The organism is Pseudonocardia sp. DSM 110487, assembly GCF_019468565.1.
Lineage (GTDB): Bacteria > Actinomycetota > Actinomycetes > Mycobacteriales > Pseudonocardiaceae > Pseudonocardia.
On record NZ_CP080521.1, the window covers coordinates 39,947 to 61,692 of the forward strand.

At 72.5% G+C, this 21,746-nt stretch carries 26 protein-coding genes and 1 tRNA gene; 19 read left to right on the forward strand and 8 right to left on the reverse strand.

The genetic code is table 11. From position 1 onward, the window contains the following. Positions 1 to 127 precede the first annotated feature (127 nt). Positions 128 to 210 (forward strand) — tRNA-Leu (locus tag K1T35_RS00185). An 884-nt stretch (positions 211 to 1,094) separates the two neighbouring features. Here K1T35_RS00185 and K1T35_RS00190 read toward each other — a convergent pair. From K1T35_RS00190 to K1T35_RS00200, 3 genes are all read right to left on the reverse strand, one after another. Further along, entirely contained in the window at positions 1,095 to 1,712 is a 618-nt protein-coding gene (locus K1T35_RS00190; RefSeq protein WP_220258177.1) for a uridine kinase, read from the reverse strand. Positions 1,713 to 1,715: 3 nt separating this feature from the next. Next, entirely contained in the window at positions 1,716 to 1,958 is a 243-nt protein-coding gene (locus K1T35_RS00195) for a DUF2630 family protein (RefSeq protein ID WP_220258178.1), read from the reverse strand. A gap of 178 nt (positions 1,959 to 2,136) precedes the next feature. After that, a complete protein-coding gene (locus K1T35_RS00200; protein ID WP_220258179.1) occupies positions 2,137 to 2,976 on the reverse strand; it encodes an LLM class F420-dependent oxidoreductase in 840 nt (279 codons plus the stop codon). Between the two features lie 52 nt (positions 2,977 to 3,028). On the opposite strand from K1T35_RS00200, the gene K1T35_RS00205 reads away from it, so the two are divergent. Beyond that, entirely contained in the window at positions 3,029 to 4,147 is a 1,119-nt protein-coding gene (locus K1T35_RS00205) for a 5-methyltetrahydropteroyltriglutamate--homocysteine S-methyltransferase (protein ID WP_220258180.1), read from the forward strand. Between the two features lie 4 nt (positions 4,148 to 4,151). Continuing rightward, complete coding sequence (locus tag K1T35_RS00210; protein WP_220258181.1) at positions 4,152 to 4,889, forward strand: class I SAM-dependent methyltransferase; 738 nt, start codon at positions 4,152 to 4,154, stop codon at positions 4,887 to 4,889. Here K1T35_RS00210 and K1T35_RS00215 read toward each other — a convergent pair. After that, a complete protein-coding gene (locus K1T35_RS00215) occupies positions 4,858 to 5,550 on the reverse strand; it encodes a haloacid dehalogenase type II (protein WP_220258182.1) in 693 nt (230 codons plus the stop codon). The two genes, K1T35_RS00210 and K1T35_RS00215, sit on opposite strands and share 32 nt — an antisense overlap. A 65-nt stretch (positions 5,551 to 5,615) precedes the next feature. Between K1T35_RS00215 and K1T35_RS00220 the strand changes: the two genes are divergently transcribed. Genes K1T35_RS00220 through K1T35_RS00230 form a run of 3 tightly spaced genes read left to right on the forward strand, consistent with a single transcriptional unit; the run spans position 5,616 to position 8,144 of the window. Next, on the forward strand, positions 5,616 to 6,068 hold the full coding sequence (locus K1T35_RS00220; protein WP_220258183.1) for a DUF4442 domain-containing protein: 453 nt from the start codon (positions 5,616 to 5,618) through the stop codon (positions 6,066 to 6,068). A 19-nt stretch (positions 6,069 to 6,087) separates the two neighbouring features. Continuing rightward, positions 6,088 to 6,750 (forward strand): NAD(P)H-binding protein, encoded by a 663-nt coding sequence (locus tag K1T35_RS00225; RefSeq protein ID WP_220258184.1) that lies wholly within the window; start codon positions 6,088 to 6,090, stop codon positions 6,748 to 6,750. Then, positions 6,747 to 8,144 (forward strand): NAD(P)/FAD-dependent oxidoreductase, encoded by a 1,398-nt coding sequence (locus tag K1T35_RS00230; RefSeq protein ID WP_220258185.1) that lies wholly within the window; start codon positions 6,747 to 6,749, stop codon positions 8,142 to 8,144. Before K1T35_RS00225 ends, K1T35_RS00230 begins: the two co-directional genes overlap by 4 nt. A 5-nt stretch (positions 8,145 to 8,149) precedes the next feature. Here K1T35_RS00230 and K1T35_RS00235 read toward each other — a convergent pair whose 3' ends face one another. From K1T35_RS00235 to K1T35_RS00250, 4 genes are all read right to left on the reverse strand, one after another. Further along, a complete protein-coding gene (locus tag K1T35_RS00235) occupies positions 8,150 to 9,142 on the reverse strand; it encodes a copper resistance D family protein (protein ID WP_220258186.1) in 993 nt (330 codons plus the stop codon). Further along, positions 9,139 to 9,693 (reverse strand): copper resistance CopC family protein, encoded by a 555-nt coding sequence (locus K1T35_RS00240; RefSeq protein WP_220258187.1) that lies wholly within the window; start codon positions 9,691 to 9,693, stop codon positions 9,139 to 9,141. Before K1T35_RS00240 ends, K1T35_RS00235 begins: the two co-directional genes overlap by 4 nt. 91 nt (positions 9,694 to 9,784) lie before the next feature. After that, positions 9,785 to 10,291, reverse strand: a complete 507-nt coding sequence (locus tag K1T35_RS00245) for a hypothetical protein (protein ID WP_220258188.1) — start codon at positions 10,289 to 10,291, stop codon at positions 9,785 to 9,787. A 103-nt stretch (positions 10,292 to 10,394) separates the two neighbouring features. Next, positions 10,395 to 10,925, reverse strand: coding sequence for a DUF6474 family protein (locus K1T35_RS00250; RefSeq protein WP_220258189.1), 531 nt, complete (start codon positions 10,923 to 10,925; stop codon positions 10,395 to 10,397). Positions 10,926 to 11,045: 120 nt separating this feature from the next. Here K1T35_RS00250 and K1T35_RS00255 point away from each other — a divergent pair, with 120 nt between their 5' ends. From K1T35_RS00255 to K1T35_RS00315, 13 genes are all read left to right on the forward strand, one after another. Then, a complete protein-coding gene (locus K1T35_RS00255; protein WP_255621431.1) occupies positions 11,046 to 12,746 on the forward strand; it encodes a TM0106 family RecB-like putative nuclease in 1,701 nt (566 codons plus the stop codon). 147 nt (positions 12,747 to 12,893) lie between these two features. Then, positions 12,894 to 14,198, forward strand: coding sequence for a UDP-glucose/GDP-mannose dehydrogenase family protein (locus K1T35_RS00260; protein ID WP_220262287.1), 1,305 nt, complete (start codon positions 12,894 to 12,896; stop codon positions 14,196 to 14,198). A 108-nt stretch (positions 14,199 to 14,306) separates the two neighbouring features. Beyond that, positions 14,307 to 14,594 (forward strand): hypothetical protein, encoded by a 288-nt coding sequence (locus K1T35_RS00265; protein ID WP_220258190.1) that lies wholly within the window; start codon positions 14,307 to 14,309, stop codon positions 14,592 to 14,594. A 253-nt stretch (positions 14,595 to 14,847) separates the two neighbouring features. Further along, on the forward strand, positions 14,848 to 15,630 hold the full coding sequence (locus K1T35_RS00270) for an ABC transporter ATP-binding protein (RefSeq protein WP_220258191.1): 783 nt from the start codon (positions 14,848 to 14,850) through the stop codon (positions 15,628 to 15,630). Further along, entirely contained in the window at positions 15,627 to 16,469 is an 843-nt protein-coding gene (locus K1T35_RS00275) for an ABC transporter permease (RefSeq protein ID WP_220258192.1), read from the forward strand. Before K1T35_RS00270 ends, K1T35_RS00275 begins: the two co-directional genes overlap by 4 nt. 9 nt (positions 16,470 to 16,478) lie before the next feature. After that, positions 16,479 to 17,519, forward strand: coding sequence for an ABC transporter substrate-binding protein (locus tag K1T35_RS00280; protein WP_220258193.1), 1,041 nt, complete (start codon positions 16,479 to 16,481; stop codon positions 17,517 to 17,519). A gap of 166 nt (positions 17,520 to 17,685) precedes the next feature. Continuing rightward, positions 17,686 to 18,090: a helix-turn-helix domain-containing protein gene (locus K1T35_RS00285; protein WP_255621432.1), complete on the forward strand. Its 405-nt coding sequence runs from the start codon at positions 17,686 to 17,688 to the stop codon at positions 18,088 to 18,090. A 49-nt stretch (positions 18,091 to 18,139) separates the two neighbouring features. Next, positions 18,140 to 18,934, forward strand: a complete 795-nt coding sequence (locus K1T35_RS00290; protein WP_220258194.1) for an alpha/beta fold hydrolase — start codon at positions 18,140 to 18,142, stop codon at positions 18,932 to 18,934. Next, a complete protein-coding gene (locus K1T35_RS00295; protein WP_255621433.1) occupies positions 18,931 to 19,365 on the forward strand; it encodes a VOC family protein in 435 nt (144 codons plus the stop codon). Before K1T35_RS00290 ends, K1T35_RS00295 begins: the two co-directional genes overlap by 4 nt. Before the next feature lie 17 nt (positions 19,366 to 19,382). Beyond that, the gene (locus K1T35_RS00300; protein WP_220258195.1) at positions 19,383 to 19,973 is read left to right on the forward strand and encodes a carboxymuconolactone decarboxylase family protein; all 591 of its coding nucleotides are present in this window, start codon (positions 19,383 to 19,385) and stop codon (positions 19,971 to 19,973) included. A gap of 60 nt (positions 19,974 to 20,033) precedes the next feature. Further along, entirely contained in the window at positions 20,034 to 20,378 is a 345-nt protein-coding gene (locus tag K1T35_RS00305) for a helix-turn-helix domain-containing protein (RefSeq protein ID WP_255621434.1), read from the forward strand. A gap of 139 nt (positions 20,379 to 20,517) precedes the next feature. Next, positions 20,518 to 21,162, forward strand: coding sequence for a TetR/AcrR family transcriptional regulator (locus K1T35_RS00310; RefSeq protein ID WP_220258196.1), 645 nt, complete (start codon positions 20,518 to 20,520; stop codon positions 21,160 to 21,162). Between the two features lie 48 nt (positions 21,163 to 21,210). Next, positions 21,211 to 21,735 (forward strand): methylated-DNA--[protein]-cysteine S-methyltransferase, encoded by a 525-nt coding sequence (locus tag K1T35_RS00315; protein WP_220258197.1) that lies wholly within the window; start codon positions 21,211 to 21,213, stop codon positions 21,733 to 21,735. Positions 21,736 to 21,746: the final 11 nt, after the last annotated feature.

The window sequence follows — 21,746 nt, forward strand, 5'->3', positions numbered from 1 at the left end:
TCCTCCGTTCGCATCGGCGTGTTGCTGGCAGTACCGATCGTATCTGTGCTAGTCCGTCAACTGCCGCCCCCCGACCAGGGGCCGCCCGAAACCCCCTCCCACCCCCGTGCTAACTTCGCATCTGCCAGGGCGAGTGGCGGAATGGCAGACGCGCACGGTTCAGGTCCGTGTGTCCGTAAGGACGTGAGGGTTCAACTCCCTCCTCGCCCACTGGGTACCCGTGTTCGCGGAGTGCGCTCCCTCCTCGTGGACTTCGGTTCTCCTCTGGGGGGCCGAGCCCCCCAGACCCCCAGCCCGGGGCTTCGCCCCCGGACCCCCATCCTCTGGGTCACCTTCCGGCGCCTGGTTCCGGTTCTTGCGTATGGACGTTCGCGCCTTCCGGTGCGGGCGTTCCGTTCCTTCCGTGGCGCCTCCCGGCCGGACCTTCAGCGCCTGCTGTGTGGCCTTCCTACGCTGGTCGAGCAGCGTAGGTCTCCGCGTTCGGCGGGTCTGGGGGTCGTCTGTTCTACGGTTCGTCCGCGGCTTCGGTTCATCCGTCCTTGTCCGCCTTGGTCGAGGCTGTTGATCGCTCACCGTGGTGCGTTCATCCGATCATGGGTGGCGGGTCAGGTCCAGTCCACGACAGTGGGTAACCGTGGAGCGGTCGGGGGAACCGGATGACAGCCGGCCGGGTGACGTGGCCGGAGGGGTGGCCACGCAACTCGTATCAGCTCGCGCGACCGTTCGGCGCTCGCGCTACCCGTCGATGGGTGGCGTGGGCCGACGAGGGTTGCGCGGCCGGAGAACGGGTGTGTGAGCTCCGCTGCCTGGCGTACAGGGCACCTCTGCTGCGGCTTGATCAGCAGTTCGGCGCGTTCCCGGGTCATTTTTGCCCGTTTCCGCACCGAAGTCTCGATCATGCCCGTGAATCCGCCTCCGGTGGCGCCGCGCGCCCATCTGGGCAGGCCCTTGGCCTGCCCGTGCTACTGCCCAGAGGGGTCGCAGAGGCGAGGGGCGGCCCCGCACACTGCGCGGCGCCACCGGAGGCCCTCCGGCCTGGTGCTTGCAAGGCGGCGCCACCGGAGGCCCACCAGGCTCGCCTGCTCGGGGTTGCGTCAGCGGCGCAGGGCCGGGCGGGTGGGGTGGTCGGAGAGGACCACCAGGTCCGCTTGCTGCTCCGGCGCGCGCTCTTCGGCGTAGCGGGCGTACGCCGGGAGGGCCCAGCGGTCGGCCTCCGGGAGGGTGCGGGCGAGTGCGGCGTTCGTCATCCGCAGGTGCACCGCGAGGTCGAACGGGAGGCCGCGGCCCAGCAGCAGCGCGCCGCCCAGCAGCACTACGCCGTCAGTGGGGAGTTCCACGTACCTGTCGCGGTGGGCGCGGTCGGCCACCGCGTCCCACAGGCGGGGGAGCACCCGGCCCGAACCGTGTGGCCCGGCCGGGTCGAGCACCTCACGGCGCAGGCCGCCCACGTCGATCCAGCCGTCGAGGAACTCGTCCGGATCCTCACGGCCGAACTCCAGCCGCACCGACGCCGGGCGCAGGAAGTCGTCCGTGCTGACGACCACCGCCATCCGGCCACGGGTGCGCAGCGCATCGGCCACCCGCTCCGCGATGGCGAGCGGGCGCGTGGGGGGAGGTCCGTCGAGCGCGAGGCGCACCCGTCCGGGGTGGTCGTCGACCAACTCCACGACCTCGTCGACGAGCCGGTCCGGTGTGACGGGTGTGATCTGCACGGTCTACTGCCGGTAACCCTCCACCACGTCGGCGGAGCGCTCCTGTGCCACGTCGGGGTCGAGGCCCGCGCGGCGGCGCGCGTCGCGCTGGCGCAGCAGGTCCCAGTAGCGGTCCAGCTGCACGGCCAAGTCGTTGAGCCGTTGCTGCTCCGCCTCCGACAGCGCCTGGCCCACGTGGGCCCGCTCGAGCCGGTGCTCCTCGGCGACCAGCTCGTCGATGCGGCGGTGCAGCTCGTCGTCGTTCATCCGGGTTCCCCGTCCGATCGGTGGGTGCGGTCGCCGCCTGTTGTACCCGACACTCGGCACGGTGGCACCGGACCGCGCCACCGGCGGCACTGCAAAGGTGACCGTTCCTCGTTCGGAACTGACCGCTCGTCGCCGCGAGCCGTCGCCGGCTCGGTGCGGGAAGTTACGGCCGCGTCGGTCATCCCGGCTGGCTGAGGCCCGCGAGGTCGTCGAGGGTGCGCAGGACCTCGTCCTCCCCGGCGTCGGGCAGCCCGTACAGCACCCGGTCGACGCCCGCCTCCGCGTACGACTCGACGGCAGCGCGGTCCCGCACGGCGCCGAACACGGTGACGGTGAGACCGTCGCGTCCCGCGTCGACGGCGCGCCTGCGCAGCTCGGCGATCCGTCCGGCGAGTACGTCTACGTCGTCGTCTTGGCCGCCGCGCGGCATCCAGCCGTCGCCGTGCGAGAGCACCCGGTCCAGCACGGTCGGCCCCTCGCCGCCGATCAGCACCGGTGGCGTGCGAACCGGCTTCGGCCACGACCAGATCGGGTCGAAGTCGACGAACTCGCCGTGGAACTCGGCCTCCTCCTTCGTCCAGATCTCCCGCATGGCCGCGATGTGCTCCAGCATCCGGCGGGTCCGGGTGCGCGGGTCGACGCCGTGGTTGGCCATCTCCTCCCGGTTCCAGCCCGGCCCGACGCCGAACTCGAACCGGCCGCCCGCGATGCGATCGAGGCTCGCGACCGTCTTGGCCAGCGTGATCGGGTGGTGCTGGAGCACGAGCGAGACGGCGGTGCCGAGCGTGATCCGCTCCGTCACCACGGCCATCGCGCTGAGCGCCACGAACGGGTCGTATGCGTGCGAGTAGCGGCTGGGCAGCTCGGACCCGCCCGGCCACGAGGATTCCCGGCTCGTCGGGATGTGCGTGTGCTCGGTGAGGTACAGCCCGTCGAAGCCGCGCTCCTCGGTGGCCCGGGCAAGCGTGGGTCCGTCGATGCCGTAGTCGGTCAGGAAGATGAAGACGCCGTGATCCACGCGACCAGCCTGCACCTGGGCGTGGGGTGGTGCACAGCGCTACGTTCCGGGCATGCAGCGACGCACCGAACCGCCATTCCGCGCAGACCACGTCGGCAGCCTCCTGCGCCCGCCCGCGCTCCTCTCGGCTCGAGAACGGTTCGCGGCAGGCACCCTCGACGCCGACGGTCTTCGCGCCGTGGAGGACGAGGCCATCCGGGACGTGGTGGCGATGCAGGAGGAGATCGGGCTGCAGTCGGCCACCGACGGCGAGTTCCGGCGCACGTCCTGGCACATGGACTTCATCTACCAGCTCGGCGGCATCGTGAAGACCGAGGAGCAGATCCGGGTCAGCATGCACAACGCGGAGGGGGAGAAGGCGTTCACGACAGCCGGGCTCGCCGTCCGCGACAAGGTCCGGCTCGACGAGCCGATCTTCGCCGACGCGTACCGGTACCTCGCCTCGCTCACCACGACCGCGACGCCGAAGCTCACGATCCCGTCGCCGAGCATGGTCCACTACCGGGCCGGCATCGGGGCCGTCGACCGCAGCGTGTACCCGGACGTCGAGGAGTTCTGGAGCGACCTGTCCGCCGCATACGCGGCGCAGGTGCGCGCCATGGCCGACCTCGGCTGCCGCTACCTGCAGCTCGACGACACCAGCCTCGCCTACCTCAACGACCCCGCCCACCGCGCCCAGATCGCGGCGAGGGGCGAGGACGCCGACCACGCCCACCTGCGCTACATCAAGCAGATCAACGCCGCGGTCGCGGACCGGCCGGAGGGCATGCGGATCACCACGCACATGTGCCGCGGCAACTACCGGTCCGCGTGGGCGGCCGAGGGCGGCTACGACTTCGTCGCCGAGGCGCTGTTCGGCGAGCTCGACGTCGACGGCTTCTTCTGCGAGTTCGACGACGAGCGCTCCGGCGGGTTCGCTCCCCTGCGGTTCGTGCCGCCGGGCAAGCAGGTGGTGCTCGGGCTCGTCACCACGAAGACCGGCGAGCTCGAGGACCCCGATGACCTCAAGCGCCGCATCGACGAGGCCTCCAAGTACGTGCCACTCGACCAGCTGTGCCTCTCCCCGCAGTGCGGTTTCTCGTCGACCGTCGAGGGCAACGCGCTCACCCTCGAGGAAGAGGTGGCGAAGCTGCGGCTGATCGTGCAGGTCGCGGAGGACGTCTGGGGCTGACGTGATGGACGGGCCGCCGGGCTGGGGCGCCCCGCTCCATGCCCGCGTGCTCGATCTCGCCGGGGTCGGCGCCGGCACCACGGTGCTGGACCTTGGCTGTGGGCCGGGGACGTTCGCCGCGGCGGCGGTCGCGCGCGGCGCGCGGGTGGTCGGCATCGACGCCGACCGGTCCGCGGTGGCAGCGGCAGCGGCCGAGGTGCCGGAGGCGGACTTCATGGTCGGTGACGCCCACGATCCGCCACCCGGCCCGTTCGACCTGGTCGCGGCGGTGCAGGTGCTGCAGCACGTCGCGAACCCGCTCGCCGTCCTGCGTGCCGGTGCGCGGGTGGGCTCCGCCGTCGCCGTCACCACGTGGGGGCCGGAGGAGGACTGCGACGTGCGTGCCTTCGGCGAGGCGCTCGCCGCATGGCTTCCGCCACGCCGTACGCCCGCTGGTCCGCCCCCGCTCACCGACCCGGTGCGGCTCCGCAAGATCGTCGGCCTGGCCGGGCTGGCGATCGAGGCCGAGGACGAGGTCGAGTGCCCGTTCACATACCCGGAGGCGGATGCACTGGTCAGGCCGCTGTTCGCATCGGGGATCGGGCGGGTGGCGGTCGCCAGGGCCGGCGAGGAGGCGGTCCGAGAGGCGGTCCTGACCCGACTGGATGTCAATCGGACGAGAACGGGCGGCTACGTCCTGCGGAACAGGTTCCGGGTGCTGCTGACCCGCCTCACGCGCCCAGCTGCGCCGCCAGCTCCGTGAGGGAGGCCACCGACACATCCGCCTCCGGGTCCGTCTCCGGGGGAGGGGCGGCCGCGGAGCCGTGCTCCCGCGGGCGGTGGATGTAGGCCGTGCGGAGGCCGCGGGCCCGGGCGGCGGCGAGGTCGCCGACATGGGCGGCGACCATCAGCACCCGCTCCGGCGGCAGACCGAGCAGCCGGGCGGCGCCGTCGTAGGCCTCGGGGTCGGGCTTGTAGTGCCCGAACAGCTCGGCCGAGAGCACCGTGTCCCAGGGCAGGCCGCCGTGCTTGGCCATGTCGACGAGCAGAGCGACGTTGCCGTCGGACAACGACGCGATCACGTACCGGTCCTTGAGCCGGGTGAGGCCCTCGACGGAGTCCGGCCACGGGTCGAGCCGGTGCCAGGCGAGTACGAGCTCGTTGCGGACGGCCTCGGGCACGCCGGGCACGCCGAACTCGGCAAGGAGCTCGTCCAGCGACGTCCGGTGCAGCTCGTCGAGGGAGGTCCACGGCAGCTCGCCGCGGCGCACGCGGTCCATGGAGGGGACGTACCGGCCGCGCCATGCGTCGGCGAGGGCCTCGGCGTCGAGGCCGGGCAGCAGGCGGCGCACCTCGCGCGCGATGCCACCGCGCCAATCGACGACGGTCCCGAACACGTCGAACACCAGCGCGCGCACGTCCACGCCTCGTGATCCTAGGAGCGCCCCACCACCTGGACAGGTGGTTACTGACCAGTAGCCTCTGCGGTGTGACGACAGAGCTGAGTTGGGTCGGCGCGACGATGCGGCAGACCGTGCCGTGGGTGGGCACGGTCGGGATCGAGTTCGTCGAGGTCACGCCCCAGCGCGTGGTCCTGCGGCTGCCCGACGACCCCGCGCTGCGCAACCACGTGGGCGGCCCGCACGCCGCGATGATCTTCGGCGTCGGCGAGACCGCCACCGGCGCGGTCACCCTGGCCGCGTTCGCCTCGACCATGGAGCGGGCCACGCCGCTCCCCGTCCGGTCCGAGATCGCCTACCAGCGCATCGCACGTGGGCCGCTGACGGCGGTCGCGGTGCTCGGCAGGCCGGCCGAGGACGTCATCGCCGAGCTCGAGTCCGGTACCCGTCCCGAGTTCGGCATCGACGTCACGATCACCGACGGGGACGACCGCGAGACCACCCGCATGACCGTCGTGTGGACGCTGCGGCCGAACCGCTGACCCGACTACCGTCCGGTTCGTGCACGTGGTGATCGCAGGAGGACACGGGAAGATCGGGCTGCGGCTGGCCGCGCTGCTCGCCGGCCGCGGGGACGTGGTCACCGGCGTGGTGCGCAACCCGGACCACGGCCCCGACCTCGAACGGGCAGGCGCCACGCCGGCCGTGCTCGACCTCGAGGCGGCGAGCGCCGACGAGCTCGCCACCGTGCTCACCGGCGCTGACGCCGTCGTGTTCGCGGCAGGCGCGGGGCCGGGCAGCGGGACGGCCCGCAAGGACACCGTCGACCGGGCGGCCGCCGTGTTGCTCGCCGATGCCGCACGGATCGCGGGCGTCCGGCGCTACCTGCTGGTGTCCTCGCCGGGCGTCGACGATCCGCCCGCCCCCGCCCGCGGGGAGGTGTGGGCCGCGTACGTCGCGGCGAAGAAGGCCGCCGAGGAGGCGATCCAGGCCGCCGACCACCTCGACTGGACGATCCTGCGGCCGGGCTCGCTCACCGACGACCCGGGCGTCGGGAGGGTCCTGCTGGCACCCCCTCCGGTGCCGCTTGGCAGCATCACGCGGGACGACACGGCAGCCGTGCTCGTCGCGCTGCTCGATTCGCGTGGCAGCGTGGGCAAGGTCCTGGAACTGCGCGAGGGGGAGGCCGACGTGCTCGAGGCCGTGGCAGGGGTGTCCCGATGACCGAGGTGGACGTCATCGTGATCGGCGGCGGGCCGGTGGGCGAGAACGCCGCCGACTACGCCGTGCGCGCCGGGCTCTCGGCGCTGATCGTCGAGTCGGAGCTGCTCGGCGGCGAGTGCTCGTTCTGGGCATGCATCCCGTCGAAGGTGCTGCTGCGCACGGGGCACGCGGTGGCAGCGGTGCGGAGGCTGCCGGGCACGACGGTCGACTTCGAGCCGGCGGCCGTGCTCGCGCGCCGTGACTCGTTCACGCACGACTGGGACGACGAGAGCCAGGTGCAGTGGGCCACCGGCACCGGGATCCGGGTGCTGCGCGGGCAGGGCCGCCTCGTCGGCGAGCGTGCGGTCGAGGTCGATGGGCCTGCTGGTCGCGAGACGCTGGTCGCGCGCAAGGCCGTCGTCGTGTGCACGGGCAGCGTGCCCACCACACCGCCCGTTCCGGGCCTCGACAGCGTCCGGACGTGGGGGTCACGCGAGGCCACATCGGCCAAGGAGGTCCCGCCGCGGCTTGGGGTGCTGGGCGGAGGCGTGGTCGGCTCCGAGATGGCGCAGGCGTTCCGGCGGCTCGGCTCGGAGGTCGTGCTCCTGCAGCGCGGTCCGCGGCTGCTGCCCGGGATGGAGCCCTTCGCGGGCGAGCGGGTGGCCGCCGCCATGCGGGAGGAAGGCGTCGACGTGCGCCTGGAGCACAAGCTCGAGTCGGTGGCCGCGGTCGGTGACCAGATCGAGCTCCGCACGAGCGACGGCACGGTCGTCGTCGACGAGCTGCTCGTGGCGACGGGCCGTCGGCCGAACACGGCGTCGATCGGCGTGGAGTCGGTGGGCCTCGAGCCCGGCAAGCCGCTCGTCGTGGACGACACCGGGCTGGTGGGGGGTGTCGAAGGGCAGTGGCTGTACGCCGCGGGTGACGTCACCGGCCGCGCGCTGCTCACCCACCAGGGCAAGTACGCGGGCCGGATCGTCGGGGCGGCGATCGGCGCCCGTGCGCGTGGCGAGGAGTTCGACACCCGGCCGTGGGGCGAGCACGTCTCCACCGCGGATCACAGCGCCGTCCCGCAGGTGGTGTTCACCGATCCCGAGGTGACCTCGGCGGGGCGCACCGAGGCGCAGGCGCGCGCCGCGGGCATCGACGTTCGGGTGGTCGACATCCCGATCGCCGTCGCAGGCTCGTCGCTGCAGGCAGACGGGTACGACGGTGCCGCGCGGATGGTCGTCGACGCCGAGCGCGGAGTTCTCGTCGGTGTGACGTTCGTGGGTCAGGACGTGGCCGAGATGATCCACGCCGCCACCATCGCGATCGTGGGCGAGGTGCCGCTGGACCGGCTCTGGCACGCCGTACCGGCGTTCCCGACGATGAGCGAGGTGTGGCTGCGCCTGCTGGAGGCGTACCGCTCCTGAGTGCACTAAGCCGACTGGGAGAGCGCGGCCGCGATGCCGATGGTGGCGGCCATGACCGCCACCTCGACTCCGGCCCACCGCAGCACGGGGGTGCGCCCGGCGGCGAGCCTGCGCCGGGCGATGCCGCCGAGAAGGCCGAGCAGCACGAGGCAAGCGATCTTCGCGAGCACGAGCACGCCGTAGCGTGTGGTGACGACCGCGTCCCACGTCCCGAGCCGGATCACCGCGGTGAGCAGGCCGGTCAGCGTGACGGCACCGAGGCACCAGCTCGCGAGTCGTGAGAAGCGGGGCAGGACCGGGTCGAGCAGGGCGCGGTGGCGCGCCACGAGCACGAGCACGACCGCCAGCCCGCCCACCCAGAGCGCGGCCCCCACGACGTGCACCCCGATCGACATGATCGCGAGCTGGTGGTCGGGGTGGGTGCCGGCGTGCCCGGTGACGGCCGGGGTGACGAGGCCCAGCAGCGCCGCCACCAGCGGCACGCGGGCTTGCACCCGGGAGCGGTCGCGCAGCCGCACGGCCGCGCAGACGAGGAGCGCAGCGGTGCAGACCGCCGTGAGCACCAGCCCTCGCCCGCCCGCCAGCTCCGTGACGAAGCTGCCGATCTCGCCAGGGGCGAGCTGCCCGAGCGGCCTGCCGAATGCATCGGCCGTGCGGAACATGATGCCGACCAGCACGAGCACCAGCCAGGCCCCCGCCACGGCGACCAGCGCGCGGTCGGCGACGGCCCGGACATGGTCGAGGGTGCGCAATGCGGAGCCCGGCACGTGGCGGGCCGCCGGGAGCAGCAGCGCGAGCAGGGCGAGCCCGACGCACGCGACGCCCGCGACGTCCATCCCGGACCGGGTGATCGACGTCCCGACCAGTACGGGGAGCGTCGTGCCCGCGAGCGCGCCGGTGAGCACGCTCGCCGTCAGCGCGGCACCGACCGCGAGCCCGGCCCACCCGACCGGGCGCAGCCGGTCGAGCGAGCGCGGGCCTGCGGTCGGCGGGGTCATCCGCGGCCCAGCCGGAGCGCAGCGACGACCCCGCCCCCGACGAGCACGACGGCGCCGACGATCCACGGCCAGACCGGCGTGCCGCCGCCGCTGTCGGCCGGTGCGGCGGCCGCAGGCGACGGCGCGGCGGCCGGAGCCGCGGCGGGAGCGGGCGCCGGCGCGCTCGTCCCCGGGCCCGGGGTGGTCAGTGTGAAGGAGATCTCACCCGTGACCGGGTGGCCGTCCGCCGACACCACCCGGTAGCCGATCTTGTACTGGCCCGCGGGGCCGAGTGGGAGCACCGCCGTGCTGACGGTGCCACCCTCCGCGCCGACATCGCCGGTCTCGTAGTGCGCGCCGTCGGGGCCGACGATCGTGACCGTGCTGAATCCCGGCGTCATCTCCTCGTTGAAGGTCAGCGAGATGTGCTCCGGAGCGGTGTCGAGGCTGGCACCGTCTGTCGGGTCGCTGCTTTGCAGGCGGGTGTGCGCGAGCGCGGGGGCCGCGCCGAGCAGCAGCGCGAGCCCGGCGAGCAGGATGACGGCGACCGTGCGCAGAATCCGTGCGGTCATCGGGAGGACGGTGCCGACGCGCAGCGCGCCCCGGCGGGTGGACGGGGGCATGGATGCTCTCCGGTGGGTGTTCGACGGCGTGCGGACGAGGTCAGCACGCCACCGGAGGACCACGCAGGGCATGGGCGACGAAGAAGGCGCGGCCCAGCCGTGCGGGCACCGCGGGCCCCGGTACCGCGAGGGTCGGGAGCGGGCGGTCGGCGGGGGGCGGCACGAGCCTGCGCGGCAGAACCCGACGCAGTGCCGCCGTCAACGCGGCGGCCCCGCGGTCGGCGTTGCGCAGCGCGAGCGCTGTGACCACGGTGGCCACGGCGTGCATGGTGAGCATCGACGAGCCCGTGTGGGACGGGTGCTGCAGCTCGATCGCGCTGTGCAGGACGAACTGCCCTGCCGACAGCACCGCGACCGTGCCCACCAGGCTCTTGCAGCGGCCGGCTGCGCCGGTGAACGTCCAGGCGAGCAGGGGCAGGACGGGTACGAGCACCGCCAGGTCGGGGACGGTACCCCCGCCCGCCGCGTGCCCGGCGGCCGCGAGCAGCGCGCTCAACCCGGCCAGGACGGCACCCCGGAGCACACCACCGCCCGGACCGCGCGTCACGGGGCGACGGTAGCCCCAGCGCGCGTGGCCGAGCCAGTGCACCCGTTCAGCGGACGGCGCCGCCTGGACGCCGCGCAGTAGGCCTGAGTTGTTCAGGACCCTCCTAGCCCCGGACGCCGAGGTGGTGGAGCAGGGCGATCTCGATGCGGTCCAGCTCGGCGCCGATGGAACGGTAGGCCGTGCGGCGGCGAGGGCCCGGCATCTGCTCGGCCGCACGCACCGCGACGGCCAGGTCGGCGAGGCGAGGTCGCATGTCGGCGGCGAAGCGGCGTGCCGCGCCGGTGCCGTGTGCTTCGGCGCCGGACTCGAGCCGGTCGAGCGCCTCCGCCATCCGGGAGAGGCGGGCGTGCAGCGCGCCACCCGGCCCGGAGTAGGCGGCCAGCTGCCCGGGCTCCACGCCGAGCCGGGTGGCGCGGTAGGCGTCCCAGCGGTTCCGCGCGACGGCGGCCGCGGCGAGCGCGTACGGCGCGAGCAGCGGTGCGACGGCCTTGCCCACGCCGATCATGCGCTTCGCCCTCGCCGCGGTGAGCGGCTTGCGGGCGCGACCGACCGCGCTCTCGATCGCGGCGCCCGCCTCGGGCGTCGCTCGACGTCGCAGCAGCCCCATCCGCTCGCCCTCCTCGTGCCCGCTCATGGTGATCGGAGCCTAGTGCCCCGGTGCCGTGCGCCTCCGCAGGTGGAGCGGCGGCGTTCACCGATGTGGTGAGGGCCGACCTGCCCCGGACTGTCGGTACCTGTCATTACTCTCTCGTACGTGACGGCGATCGAGAACCGGTTCCCCGCGGTGGAGCCCACCAGCGGGCCGGTCCTCGATGCGGCGGCCACCACGCGGTGCCGCCGTCGCGTCCACCTCGACCACGACCCGGAGGCGGCCGCCGCACCCCGTGCGATGCCGGATCCGTCGCTCGAGCAGCGCCGCGCCGACGCCGCCGCCCACCGCGAGCAGCTCGGTGCGCGGCTCGCCGCCGATCTCGGCGACGACTGGTGCGAGGTGCCCGCGGGTCTCCCCGCCGCCGACCGGGTGGAGGCCACCGCTCGCGCCGTGGCGTCGGGCGCCCGCCTCATCTGGGGGGCCACGTTGCCCGTCGACCGGGTGGCCGGCCGCAGGGGGAGTCCCGAGCTGCTGGTCCGGGTGCTGGGCGGCGGCTACGTGCCGATCATCGTGGTGCGCCATCGCATCACAGATCCCGGCACCGGTGCGCTCACGGCGGCGCTGGATGCGCCATGGCCGCAGCGCGCGGGCGTCGACCAGGAGCGCAAGGTGCGTTCGCAGCCGCGCGACCTGCTGCGTCTCGCCCACCTCAACCGGCTGCTGCACACCGCGGGCTGGGCGGCAGACCGCCGGCTGAAGCACGGCGACCACGGCGGCGTGATCGGGCTCGACGCCGACGTCGTCGTGTGGCACGACCTGCGGGCGGGCCACTGGCCCGGCGGCCGCTCCACCCTCGCCGAGTACGACGCGCGGTTCGCCGACCGCGTGGCCGTCGCCACCGCGGCAGCCACCGGGGCGCCCGCGCTCGCCGAGCCGTCTCGCATCACCGAGTGCAGGCGCTGCCCGTGGTGGCCCACCTGCGAGGCCGTGCTCGAGCGTGCCGAGGACGTCAGCCTCGTGGTCCGCGGGGAGTTCGCAGGTGTGCTGCGCGAGGTCGGGGTGGCAACCGTCGCGGAGCTCGCCGCGCTCGACCCGAAGGCCGAGCCACCTGTGGAGGTGCCGGGCCTGCCGTTCGGCGACCTCGTCGCGCTCGCGCGGGCGCGCATGCGCGGGCTCGCCGTCGTGCGGCGGGTGGCGGAGGTCGATGTGCCCCGCGCCGACATCGAGGTCGACGTCGACATGGAGAGCTTCGGCGAGTCCGGCGCCTATCTCTGGGGAGCGCTGCTGCGCCACCCCGGCGGGCGGCTGCCCGGCGACGAGCCCGACGGATACCGCGCGTTCGCCACCTGGGACCCGGTTCCCACGCAGGACGAGGCGCGGTCGTTCGCCGAGTTCTGGACCTGGTTCTCCGCCGTGCGCGCACGGGCCGCCGCCACCGGCCGCAGCTTCGCCGCCTACTGCTACAACGAGCAGGCGGAGAATCGCTGGCTGCTGGCCTCGGCCACCCGGTTCGCCGGGATGCCCGGCATCCCCCCGCTGGGCGACGTCGAGGAGTTCATCGACCATCCCGGATGGATCGACCTGTTCGCCGTGGTCAGCGAGTGGTTCCTGTGCGCACAGGGCAAGGGGCTCAAGCGCATCGCCCCGGCGGCCGGGTTCACGTGGCGCGACCCGGAAGCGGGTGGCGAGAACTCGATGCGCTGGTACCGCGACGCCGTCGGGATGGACGGCGTGCCCCCCGACCCGCAGCAGCGGGAGCGGCTGCTCGCCTACAACGCCGACGACGTCCACGCCACCCATGCCCTGCGGGAGTGGATGACGTCGCCCGCGATCAAGCAGGTCCCGCTGGCCGCCGAGCTGTAGGTCGGGCCGTGGTTCAGGCAGGTGGCCCGGTCGGGCCGGGGTAGGTGCACAGCGCGCCGTGATCGTCGTTGGATGGCCCTCGGCGTTTCATCGGAACGCCTCCGCCCATCCAGCAGGCCGTCATCCGGCGGAGGCAGCGTGCCTGGCATGTTCGCCCGGCGCATTGCTGTGATCGGTTCCGGCTACGTAGGTCTCACGACGGGCGCCTGCCTCGCCTCCCTCGGCCACCGCGTCGTCTGCGCGGATGTCGACGAGGCGAAGGTGGAACGGCTGCGCCGCGGCGTGGTCGACATCCTGGAGCCGGGGTTGCCCGAGCTGGTGGCCGAGAACCAGGCCGCGGGGCGGCTCGAGTTCGTGTTGGGCGCGCGGGACGCGGTGGCCGGGCGCGACGGGGAGCCGGTCGAGGTGGTGTTCCTGTGCGTACCCACCCCGATGGGCGAGGGCGGTGCAGCCGACCTGGCCGCGGTCCGGGCCGTCGCGGCCGAGGTCAGGCATCTGCTGCCGGCCGGATGCGTCGTCGTCAACAAGTCGACGGTTCCCGTCGGCACGGCGGAGGCCACGCGGAAGCTGCTGAACCGCCGCGACGTCGCCGTCGTGAGCAACCCGGAGTTCCTGCGCGAGGGCTCCGCGGTGCACGACTTCCTGCATCCGGACCGGATCGTCGTCGGCGCCGACGCGCAGGACGCCGCCGAGCGCGTGGCGGCGCTCTACTCGCGGCTCGGCGCGCCGACCGTGCTCACCGACGCCGCCAGCGCCGAGATGGTGAAGTACGCGGCCAACTGCTTCCTCGCGATGAAGCTGTCCTACGTCAACGCGCTCGCCGAGCTGTGCGACGTGCTCGGGGCCGACGTCGCGGACGTCACGGAGGGCATGGGCCACGACCGGCGGATCGGACAGGCGTTCCTCCAGCCGGGCCCTGGCTGGGGCGGGTCGTGCCTTCCGAAGGACACCAACGCGCTGGTGCAGGTCGCGGCCGCGGCCGGGATCGAGCTGCCGCTGGTCAGCGCGAGCATCAGCACCAACGAGCGGCAGCGCCGCATCGTCGTCGACAAGATCGCCGACGCCGTCGGGGGCGACCTCACCGGGAAGCGGCTCGGCCTGCTCGGGCTGACGTTCAAGGCGGGCACCGACGACCTGCGTGACTCGCCCGCCCTCGCCGTCGCGCGGCTGCTGAGGGAAGGTGGCGCCGAGCTGACGGCCTACGACCCCGGCTGCCCTGCGGCCGTGCCGGGCGTCACCGACGACGTGACCGTGGCCGACGAGCCGTTGCGCGCCGCCAAGGACGCGGAGGCGCTGGTGGTGCTCACGGAGTGGCCGGAATTCCGGTCGCTGGACTGGGGTGCGGTGGCAGGCGCGCTCGCGGGCCGGGTCGTGGTCGACTGCCGCAACCTGCTCGACCCCGACGTGCTGCGCCGCGCCGGGATCAGCTGGGTGGGTGTGGGGCGTCGCTGATGGCAGCGCCACGAGGGTGCTCGCGCGCGAAGCGCCGGTGAGACGTCCGTGAAAGCCCGTCCTCCGATCGTGGAGAGCGTCAGATCCACGACCAGGGGAGACGCGGACATGCACACCACTCGAATGGCATCCGTGCTGATCGGCCTCGTGGCCGCCGGCATGCTGGTCCTCGGCGCCGGTCAGGCGGCGGCGGCCGAGTCCGGCATCGGGCAGCCGGTACCCGCCGGCTACACCACGCGGATTCCCGCGGCCGCGGCGGACGAGGTGTACGGCCCGTACGAGTTCCAGTCGGAATGCCTCAGCGCGGGGAACCAGGGCATGGACGACGGCCGTTGGTCCGACTACGAATGCAACGGTAGCTACGGCGCCTGGTACCTCCACCCGAGCTACGACTGAGTTCGGTTCCGGTTCGCCATTGCCGGGAGGCGGCAATGGCGAACCGAAATTCCCGCGTGGGGTCGGTGTCAGGCGGCACGACGTACTGTGAGAAAATGGAAGGCTACGCAACCAAAAAATCCGTATTCGTAGCGTGACGTCCGGAGTTGACAGTACAACCCGATCGGCCCTACATTGATCCAATGTAAAGGGTTTCTGAAACTGGTTGTAGTCTTTGAGGCATCAGCAGAGTAGGGACGCCCGCGGGGGGCCGATGAACGAGACGAAGCCCAAGGTCGTCGTCGACCACCTGTCCGTGTCGCTCGGCGGCAACCACATCCTCGACGACATCGAGCTGTCCGTCGGCGAGCACGAGTTCGTGTGCATCATCGGCACGTCCGGCGGCGGCAAGACCACGTTGCTGCGCTCCGTGGCCGGCCTGCTGCCACCCGCGGGTGGAACCGTGCGGCTGGACGGGGATGACATCGTCGGGCCGACGCCCCGGATCTCGATGGTCTTCCAGCATTTCGGGCTCTTCCCGTGGAAGACGGTACGGGCGAACGTCGAGTACGGGCTTCGCGTGCAGGGCCGCACCGGCTACGGCGACCGGGTCGACGAGCTGCTCGAGATCATGAACCTCACCCATGCCCAGCACCGTTATCCCCACCAGCTCTCCGGCGGGATGAAGCAGCGTGTGGGCATCGCGCGCGCATTGTCGATGGAACCCGAGTTGCTGCTGCTCGACGAGCCGTTCAGCGCGGTCGACGCGATCACCCGCGAGGTGCTGCAGAACGAGGTGTTGCAGCTCTGGGAGCGCAACAAGGGAATGACGGCGATGCTGATCACGCACGACGTCGACGAGGCACTCCTGATGGCCGACCGGATCGTCGTGATCGCCGGCCCGCCTGGGCGCATCGCGCTGGAGGTCCCCGTGGCCATCCCCAGGCCGCGGTCGGCCCGGTCGGTGCGTTCGCACGAGTCGTACGCCGACCTGCGTGAGCAGCTGTGGAACGCCCTGCAGGGCGGCACCGACCGTGCCATGGAGAAGAGCGCATGACCGCCGTGACCGACGGCGGGCCCGGGACGGCGAGCGCAGGATCGCGGGGCCGCCCCCGCAAGCAGGCCCGCGGGCAGCGCCGCTCGCTGTCGCCCGCCACGAAGTGGGTCCTGCGGTTGGCCTCCGTGCTGGCCATCGCGGTGGCGTGGGAGCTGTACGGCAGCGCGATCAACCCGGTCCTGCTGTCCTCCCCGACCGCGATCATCGGGGCGACCTTCGAGATGGTCGCGGACGGCACGCTGCCGAAGGCGATGGGGGAGAGCTTCGTCGTACTGGGCGTCGGCTCGCTCATCGGCGTCACGGCAGGGCTCGTCATCGGCCTGGCGGCAGGCCGCAACCAGGTCTTCGCCACGCTGATCGAGCTGCCGCTCAACGCCCTCTACGCCACCCCGACGGTCGCGCTGATCCCCGTGATCGTGGTCTGGTTCGGGTTCGGGCCCACCGCCAAGACGGTCGTGGTGATCCTCTTCGTGCTGTTCCCCGTGCTGATCAACACGATGCGCGGGGTGCAGGAGGTCGACCGAGAGCTGGTCGAGGTGGCGCGTTCGTTCTGCTCGGGCGAGCGTCGCATGTGGTTCGACCTCATCCTGCCCTCCGCGCTCCCGTACGTCGTCACGGGCCTTCGGCTCGCGATCGGACGGGCGCTGATCGGCGTCATCGTGGCCGAGTTCTTCACGGCCTTCTCCGGGCTCGGCTATCTGATCGTCACCAACGCCAACAGCTTCCAGACCGACCGCACGTTCGTGCCCATCCTCGTGATCGCGGCCCTCGGTGTGCTCCTCACCGCGCTCCTCGAGCTGGTCGAGCGCCGCGTCGTCCGCTGGTCGGCGAGAGACTGAGAGGTTTCCATGTCACGACCGCGCCGGCTGCTCGCCGTCCTGTTCGTCACGCTGACCGTGCTGACCGCGGGATGCGGAGCGTTGGGTGAGGAGCCCGAGGCAGCGGCCACGAGCGGGCCTCGCGTGCTCCGGATCGGCCTGCCCACCAGCGTCACGAGCTTCGCCAACGCCGACGTCCTCGTCGCCAAGGAGAAGGGCTTCCTGGCTGACTACGGGGTCGCGGCCGAGATCCAGAACTTCCGATCGGGCGTCTCGGTGGTGCAGGCCATCGCCGAGGGGAAGATCGACATCGGGGCGTCGAGCATCGAGCCGGTGGTGAACGCCGCGGCCGGCGGGGCCGACGTCGTCATCATCGGCTCCCCGAGCGACCGGCTCGCGGTCTCCGCGGTCACGCCGAAGGAGGTCGTGACCCCGGCCGACCTGCGTGGACGCCCGCTCGGGGTGCAGGAGGTCGGTGCGTTCCGGGAGGTCATGACCAGACTCGTGCTCCAGCAGGCCGGTATGACGCCCAACGACGTGCAGTACGTGCCGGTGGAAGCGCAGTCCTACACCGCGGCACTCGTGGACGGTCGCATCCAGTCGGCGATCCTGCAGACCGAGCAAGCGGTCGCCGCCGCGCGCGCCTACCCCAACCTGCACGTGCTCGCGAACCTCGCCGACATCGTCCCGAACTACCACTACAGCACGTTCTTCGTGTCCCGGAGCTGGTTGGAGGCCAACCGAGAGACGGCCGAACGGCTGATCACGGCCATCACCAAGGCCCACCGCTACATGTACAGCAACAAGGCGGAGACGGTGCGCATCGTCGCCGACGCCACGGGCTATGACGACTCGATCATCGCCGAGTCGTACGACGTCCTGCTCACCCAGCGGCAGATCTTCCCGCTGAACACCGGCCTCGAGCCCGACCGGATCCGGTCCACGGTCGAGACGATGCGTCAGCTCGGCATCCTCGATGGCGACGCACCGCCGATCGACCGCCTTGTCGACACCGGGCCCGCCACCGACGCGATCAAGCAGCTCGGCGAGCTCGGCGGGGCTCGGCGCTGAAGTGCGGTCACACCAACGGCACGGGTCCCCGCGCTGTACACCGGTGATGGAACGTCGTTCTCGTGCCGGGATCGGCGGGCGTGCGAGTGGGAGCCGGACGGCCCTGCCGAGGCGATGTGGCGCGAGCGGCTCCGCGTCACCGCCGCCTGGTAGGTACCGTCGGCCCGTGGCGGCCACTCCGGCGATTCCGCTGTCCCGGCACCTGCTGCGGGTGCGGGACCTGATCGACCGTGCCTTCGCCGGGCCGCTCGACGTCCCCGCGCTCGCCCGGAGCGCCCACGTCTCCGACGACTACTTCATCCGGTCGTTCAAGGCCGCCTTCGGCGAGACGCCCCACCGGTACGTGCTGCGCAGGCGGATGGAGCGCGCCAAGGCGCTGCTGCGCACGGGTGAGCTGTCCGTCACCGAGGTCTGCCTCGCCGTCGGGTTCACCAGCCTCGGGTCGTTCAGCACCCAGTTCCGCCGGTTCGTCGGCGAGAGCCCCACGTCCTACCGCGACCGCGCGGGCCGCGACGAGCTCGCCGCCATCCCGTCGTGCCTGGTCCGCCGGTACACCCGCCCCGCGGGTTGAGCGGTTTTGGAGAAGCGGCCGCCACGGCTGCGCTCGTAGCGTCGCGGCAATGGAGACCGTGACCTCGGCAGACGGAACGACCATCGCGTTCGACCAGATCGGAGCGGGACCACCGCTGGTACTCGTGGCGGGAGCATCGTGCGACCGTGCCGTCGACGCCCGCATCGCCGGCGCCCTTGCAACCCACTTCACGGTGCTCAACTACGACCGCCGTGGCCGCGGCGACAGCACCGACACGCTCCCGTACGCCGTCGAGCGCGAGATCGAGGACCTGGAGATCCTGCTCGCCGCGTCCGGCGGCTCGGCGGTGGTCGTCGGCCTCTCGTCAGGAGCGGTGCTCGCGGCGCACGCCGCGGCCGCCGGCCTGCCGGTCGGGCACCTGGTGATGTGGGAGCCGCCCTTCCGGCTCGACGCCGCCGCGCGGCGTGCGGCCCGCGAGTACGCGGAGCGCACGAAGACCCTGCTGGAAGAGGGGCGACGTGGAGACGCGCTGGAGCTGTTCATGACCGTGGTCGGCCTGCCCGCTGAGGCGATCGCCGGTATGCGGCAGTCGCCGTACTGGGCGCTGGGCGAGCGGCTCGCGCCCACGCTCGCCTACGACGCCGCGGTGGTGGACGACGGCCGCATCCCCGGCGAGCGCTTCGCCGCGATCACCGCTCCCACGGCGGTGCTCACGGGCGGGGCGAGTCCGGACTGGTTCCGGGCGGCGGGCAGGGCCGCCGCGGCCGCGATCCCCGGTGCGACCTACGGCGAGCTGCCCGGTCAGACCCACGACGTCGCGCCGGACGCGCTCGCCGCGGCCGTGCACGACTTCGCCGGCACGCCATACGCTCGGCAGCCGTGATCACCGGGTTCGCTCTGGTCTGTCTGAACGTCCTCGACCTCGACGAGGCCAAGCGCTTCTACGTGGACGTGCTCGGCTTCGAGGTGGGCATCGACAGCGAGATCGACGGCTTCCGCTGGTTGACCGTCCATCCGCCCGGCCATCCGGACATGCCGATGATGCTGGTCGTTCCGGAACCGCCGGTGGTCGAGGAACCGATCGCCGGGCAGCTGCGCAGCCTGATCGCGCGCGGCTTCCTGGGGCTGGGCGCCCTCCGGACGGACGACTGCCGCGCGACCTGCGAGGAGCTGAAGGCGCGAGGCGTCGAGTTCACCGAGGAGCCGGAGGAGCGGTTCTACGGGATCGACGCCGCGTTCCGCGACCCGTTCGGCAACCACTGGCGGCTGACGCAGCCGAAGACGCTGGGCGAGATCCGCGAGACTGCTACGTAATAAGTAGCATCTGGGGGATGGAGCCACGACTCACCCCTGCACAGCCTCCCTACGACGAGGATGTCGAGCGGCTGCTCGGCAAGCTGATGCCACCGGACGCTCCGTTCGAACCGTTGCTGCTCTTCCGCGTACTCGCGATCCACCGCGACCTCGCCGATCGGATTCGGCCGATGGCCTCCGGGCTGCTCAACAAGGGGCTGCTACCCGCGAGGGATCGCGAGGTGCTCATCGAGCGCACCACGGCGCGGGCAGGTGCCGAGTACGAGTGGGGCGTGCACGCGATCGTCTTCGGCCCGTCGGTCGGGCTCGACGAAGCGACGCTGGCGGCCCTTGCGACCGCGCCCGCCGTTTCGCCGGCCTTCGACCCGAGAACGCGCCTGCTGGTCACGGCCGCAGACGAGCTCGCCGACGACGGACGGTTGACGGACGCGACATGGCGGGAGCTCGCCGCGGTCTTCGAGCCGGCCCAGCTGGTCGAGCTGATCATCCTCTGCGGCTGGTACCGGACGCTGTCCACGGTGATCACCTCGGTCGGCCTGCCGCTCGAGTCGTGGGCGGCCCGGTTCCCGCTGTCAGAGCAGCGAACGGAACGGGCCGAACAGGTCTGACTGCGCCTCTCGTCGCTACGTACTCCGTAGCGCATGGGTCGGTCGGAGGAGAATGCGGTCGTGGACGACGCCGAGACACCCCTCCCCGGCTCACCGGTCCGTGGATCGCGGACCGGTCGCCCGATCATGGCGGCCCTCGACCTGCTGGGCAGGCGCTGGGCACTGCGCATCCTGTGGGAGCTGCGTGATGGCGCGGTCGGCTTCCGGGCGCTGCAGGAGCGGTGCGACGGGCTTTCCCCGACGGTGCTCAACACCCGCCTCAGCGAGCTGCGAGCCGCAGGTCTCGTCGAGCAGGACGAGAAGAGGGCCCATCGCCTGACACCGCTGGGAGAGGACCTCGGTGACGCGATCGCGCCCCTGCGTGCGTGGTCGGTGCGGTGGGCGGAGTCGACCAGCGACGCCTGATACGCGGGTTGTGGAACGTGGTTCTCGTGGCGGCTGACCTGCAAGTGCAGGTCAAACGGGTGAGTCGGCGTGTTGAAGATCGTTATGGAGCCACATGATGTAACTTGATGCTGTAACGCCATTCCAGCAAGGGGTTCCAGTGTCGACTCGTACCCGCGCCGCCCGTGCCGAACGCGCCATGGCCACCCGGCAGCGGGTCGTGGCATCCGCGACGCCGCTGTTCGTACGCGACGGATACGTGGAGACGACGATGGCCGGCATCGCCCGCGCGGCGGGGGTGGCGGTCCAGACGCTCTATCTGTCCTTCGGCAGCAAGGCGGCGGTGCTGGAGGCGGCGCTCACCGTCGAGCCCGACGACCAGCCGAACGAGTGGCACGCGCAGGTGCACGCCGAGCCGGCGGGCCCGGCGGCGCTGCGCCGGTACGTCGAGCACACGGCGGTTCGGCTCGAGCGCCGCTTCCCGCTCGACGCGGTGCTGCGGGCCGCGTCGGCCGACCCCGAGCCGGCAGAGCTGCTCGACCGCACCCGGCGAACGGAGTTCGCGGCGCACGGCCAGGCCGTGGACGAGCTCGCGGAGAAGGCGGGCTTCACAACCGACATCTCGGTGGAGAGCGCCACGGAGATCGTCGCGACCCTGCTGTCGCACGAGACCTACGGCCTGCTGGTCGTCACGCAGGGCTGGCCGGCGCAGGACTGGGCGGACTGGGTCACCCGGCACCTCGTGGTCGATCTCTTCCCCGAGCAGGCGGCCGCGCACGACCCGGCACGCCCGAAGGCCGAGTAGCGGAGCCGGGAGGCGCGGAATGTCGGAGGGGCGCGTCACACTGGGGGCATGGCCATCGTTCGTTCCGTGGTGGACGCGCCAGCGCCGGTCGGGGCGCTCACCATCGGCGTCACCCCGGCGGGGCTCGCGCTCGTCGCCTTCGGTCGCCACCCCGAAGCGGTGGAGCGGGCGGCGGAGCGGTTGGGCGAGCCCGTGGCCGACGCCGAGGGCGGGGCCGTCGCGGAGCAGTTCGCGGAGTACCTGGCCGGCACGCGGCGGGCGTTCGACGTGCCACTCGACTGGTCGCTCACGTCGGGGTCGCAGCGCGTCGTGCTGCAGACGCTGTACGACACCGTGCCGTACGGCGCCACCGTCACCTACGGGGAGCTCGCGGCGCGCAGCGGGCTCGGCAAGGCCCACACGGCGGCGCGCGGCGTCGGGTCGATCATGGGGTCCAACCCGCTGCCGGTGGTGGTGCCGTGCCACCGGGTGCTCGGCTCCGACTCGCTCGGCGGGTTCGGTGGCGGCCGGGCCACCAAGGAGTGGCTGCTCGCGCTCGAAGGCGTGCTCACGCCCGCGCTCGACTTCGGGTAGCGCCACGGGTA

What these genes read in the sequence shown, in the direction of transcription:
- K1T35_RS00195 (WP_220258178.1), bottom strand. Translation starts at nt 1,958, where the DNA reads ATGAACGACGACGAGCTGCACCGCCGCATCGACGAGCTGGTCGCCGAG.
- K1T35_RS00205 (WP_220258180.1), top strand. Translation starts at nt 3,029, where the DNA reads ATGCAGCGACGCACCGAACCGCCATTCCGCGCAGACCACGTCGGCAGC.
- K1T35_RS00210 (WP_220258181.1), top strand. Translation starts at nt 4,152, where the DNA reads ATGGACGGGCCGCCGGGCTGGGGCGCCCCGCTCCATGCCCGCGTGCTC.
- K1T35_RS00230 (WP_220258185.1), top strand. Translation starts at nt 6,747, where the DNA reads ATGACCGAGGTGGACGTCATCGTGATCGGCGGCGGGCCGGTGGGCGAG.
- K1T35_RS00235 (WP_220258186.1), bottom strand. Translation starts at nt 9,142, where the DNA reads ATGACCCCGCCGACCGCAGGCCCGCGCTCGCTCGACCGGCTGCGCCCG.
- K1T35_RS00240 (WP_220258187.1), bottom strand. Translation starts at nt 9,693, where the DNA reads ATGACCGCACGGATTCTGCGCACGGTCGCCGTCATCCTGCTCGCCGGG.
- K1T35_RS00250 (WP_220258189.1), bottom strand. Translation starts at nt 10,925, where the DNA reads ATGAGCGGGCACGAGGAGGGCGAGCGGATGGGGCTGCTGCGACGTCGA.
- K1T35_RS00260 (WP_220262287.1), top strand. Translation starts at nt 12,894, where the DNA reads ATGTTCGCCCGGCGCATTGCTGTGATCGGTTCCGGCTACGTAGGTCTC.
- K1T35_RS00265 (WP_220258190.1), top strand. Translation starts at nt 14,307, where the DNA reads ATGCACACCACTCGAATGGCATCCGTGCTGATCGGCCTCGTGGCCGCC.
- K1T35_RS00270 (WP_220258191.1), top strand. Translation starts at nt 14,848, where the DNA reads ATGAACGAGACGAAGCCCAAGGTCGTCGTCGACCACCTGTCCGTGTCG.
- K1T35_RS00275 (WP_220258192.1), top strand. Translation starts at nt 15,627, where the DNA reads ATGACCGCCGTGACCGACGGCGGGCCCGGGACGGCGAGCGCAGGATCG.
- K1T35_RS00280 (WP_220258193.1), top strand. Translation starts at nt 16,479, where the DNA reads ATGTCACGACCGCGCCGGCTGCTCGCCGTCCTGTTCGTCACGCTGACC.
- K1T35_RS00290 (WP_220258194.1), top strand. Translation starts at nt 18,140, where the DNA reads ATGGAGACCGTGACCTCGGCAGACGGAACGACCATCGCGTTCGACCAG.
- K1T35_RS00300 (WP_220258195.1), top strand. Translation starts at nt 19,383, where the DNA reads ATGGAGCCACGACTCACCCCTGCACAGCCTCCCTACGACGAGGATGTC.
- K1T35_RS00315 (WP_220258197.1), top strand. Translation starts at nt 21,211, where the DNA reads ATGGCCATCGTTCGTTCCGTGGTGGACGCGCCAGCGCCGGTCGGGGCG.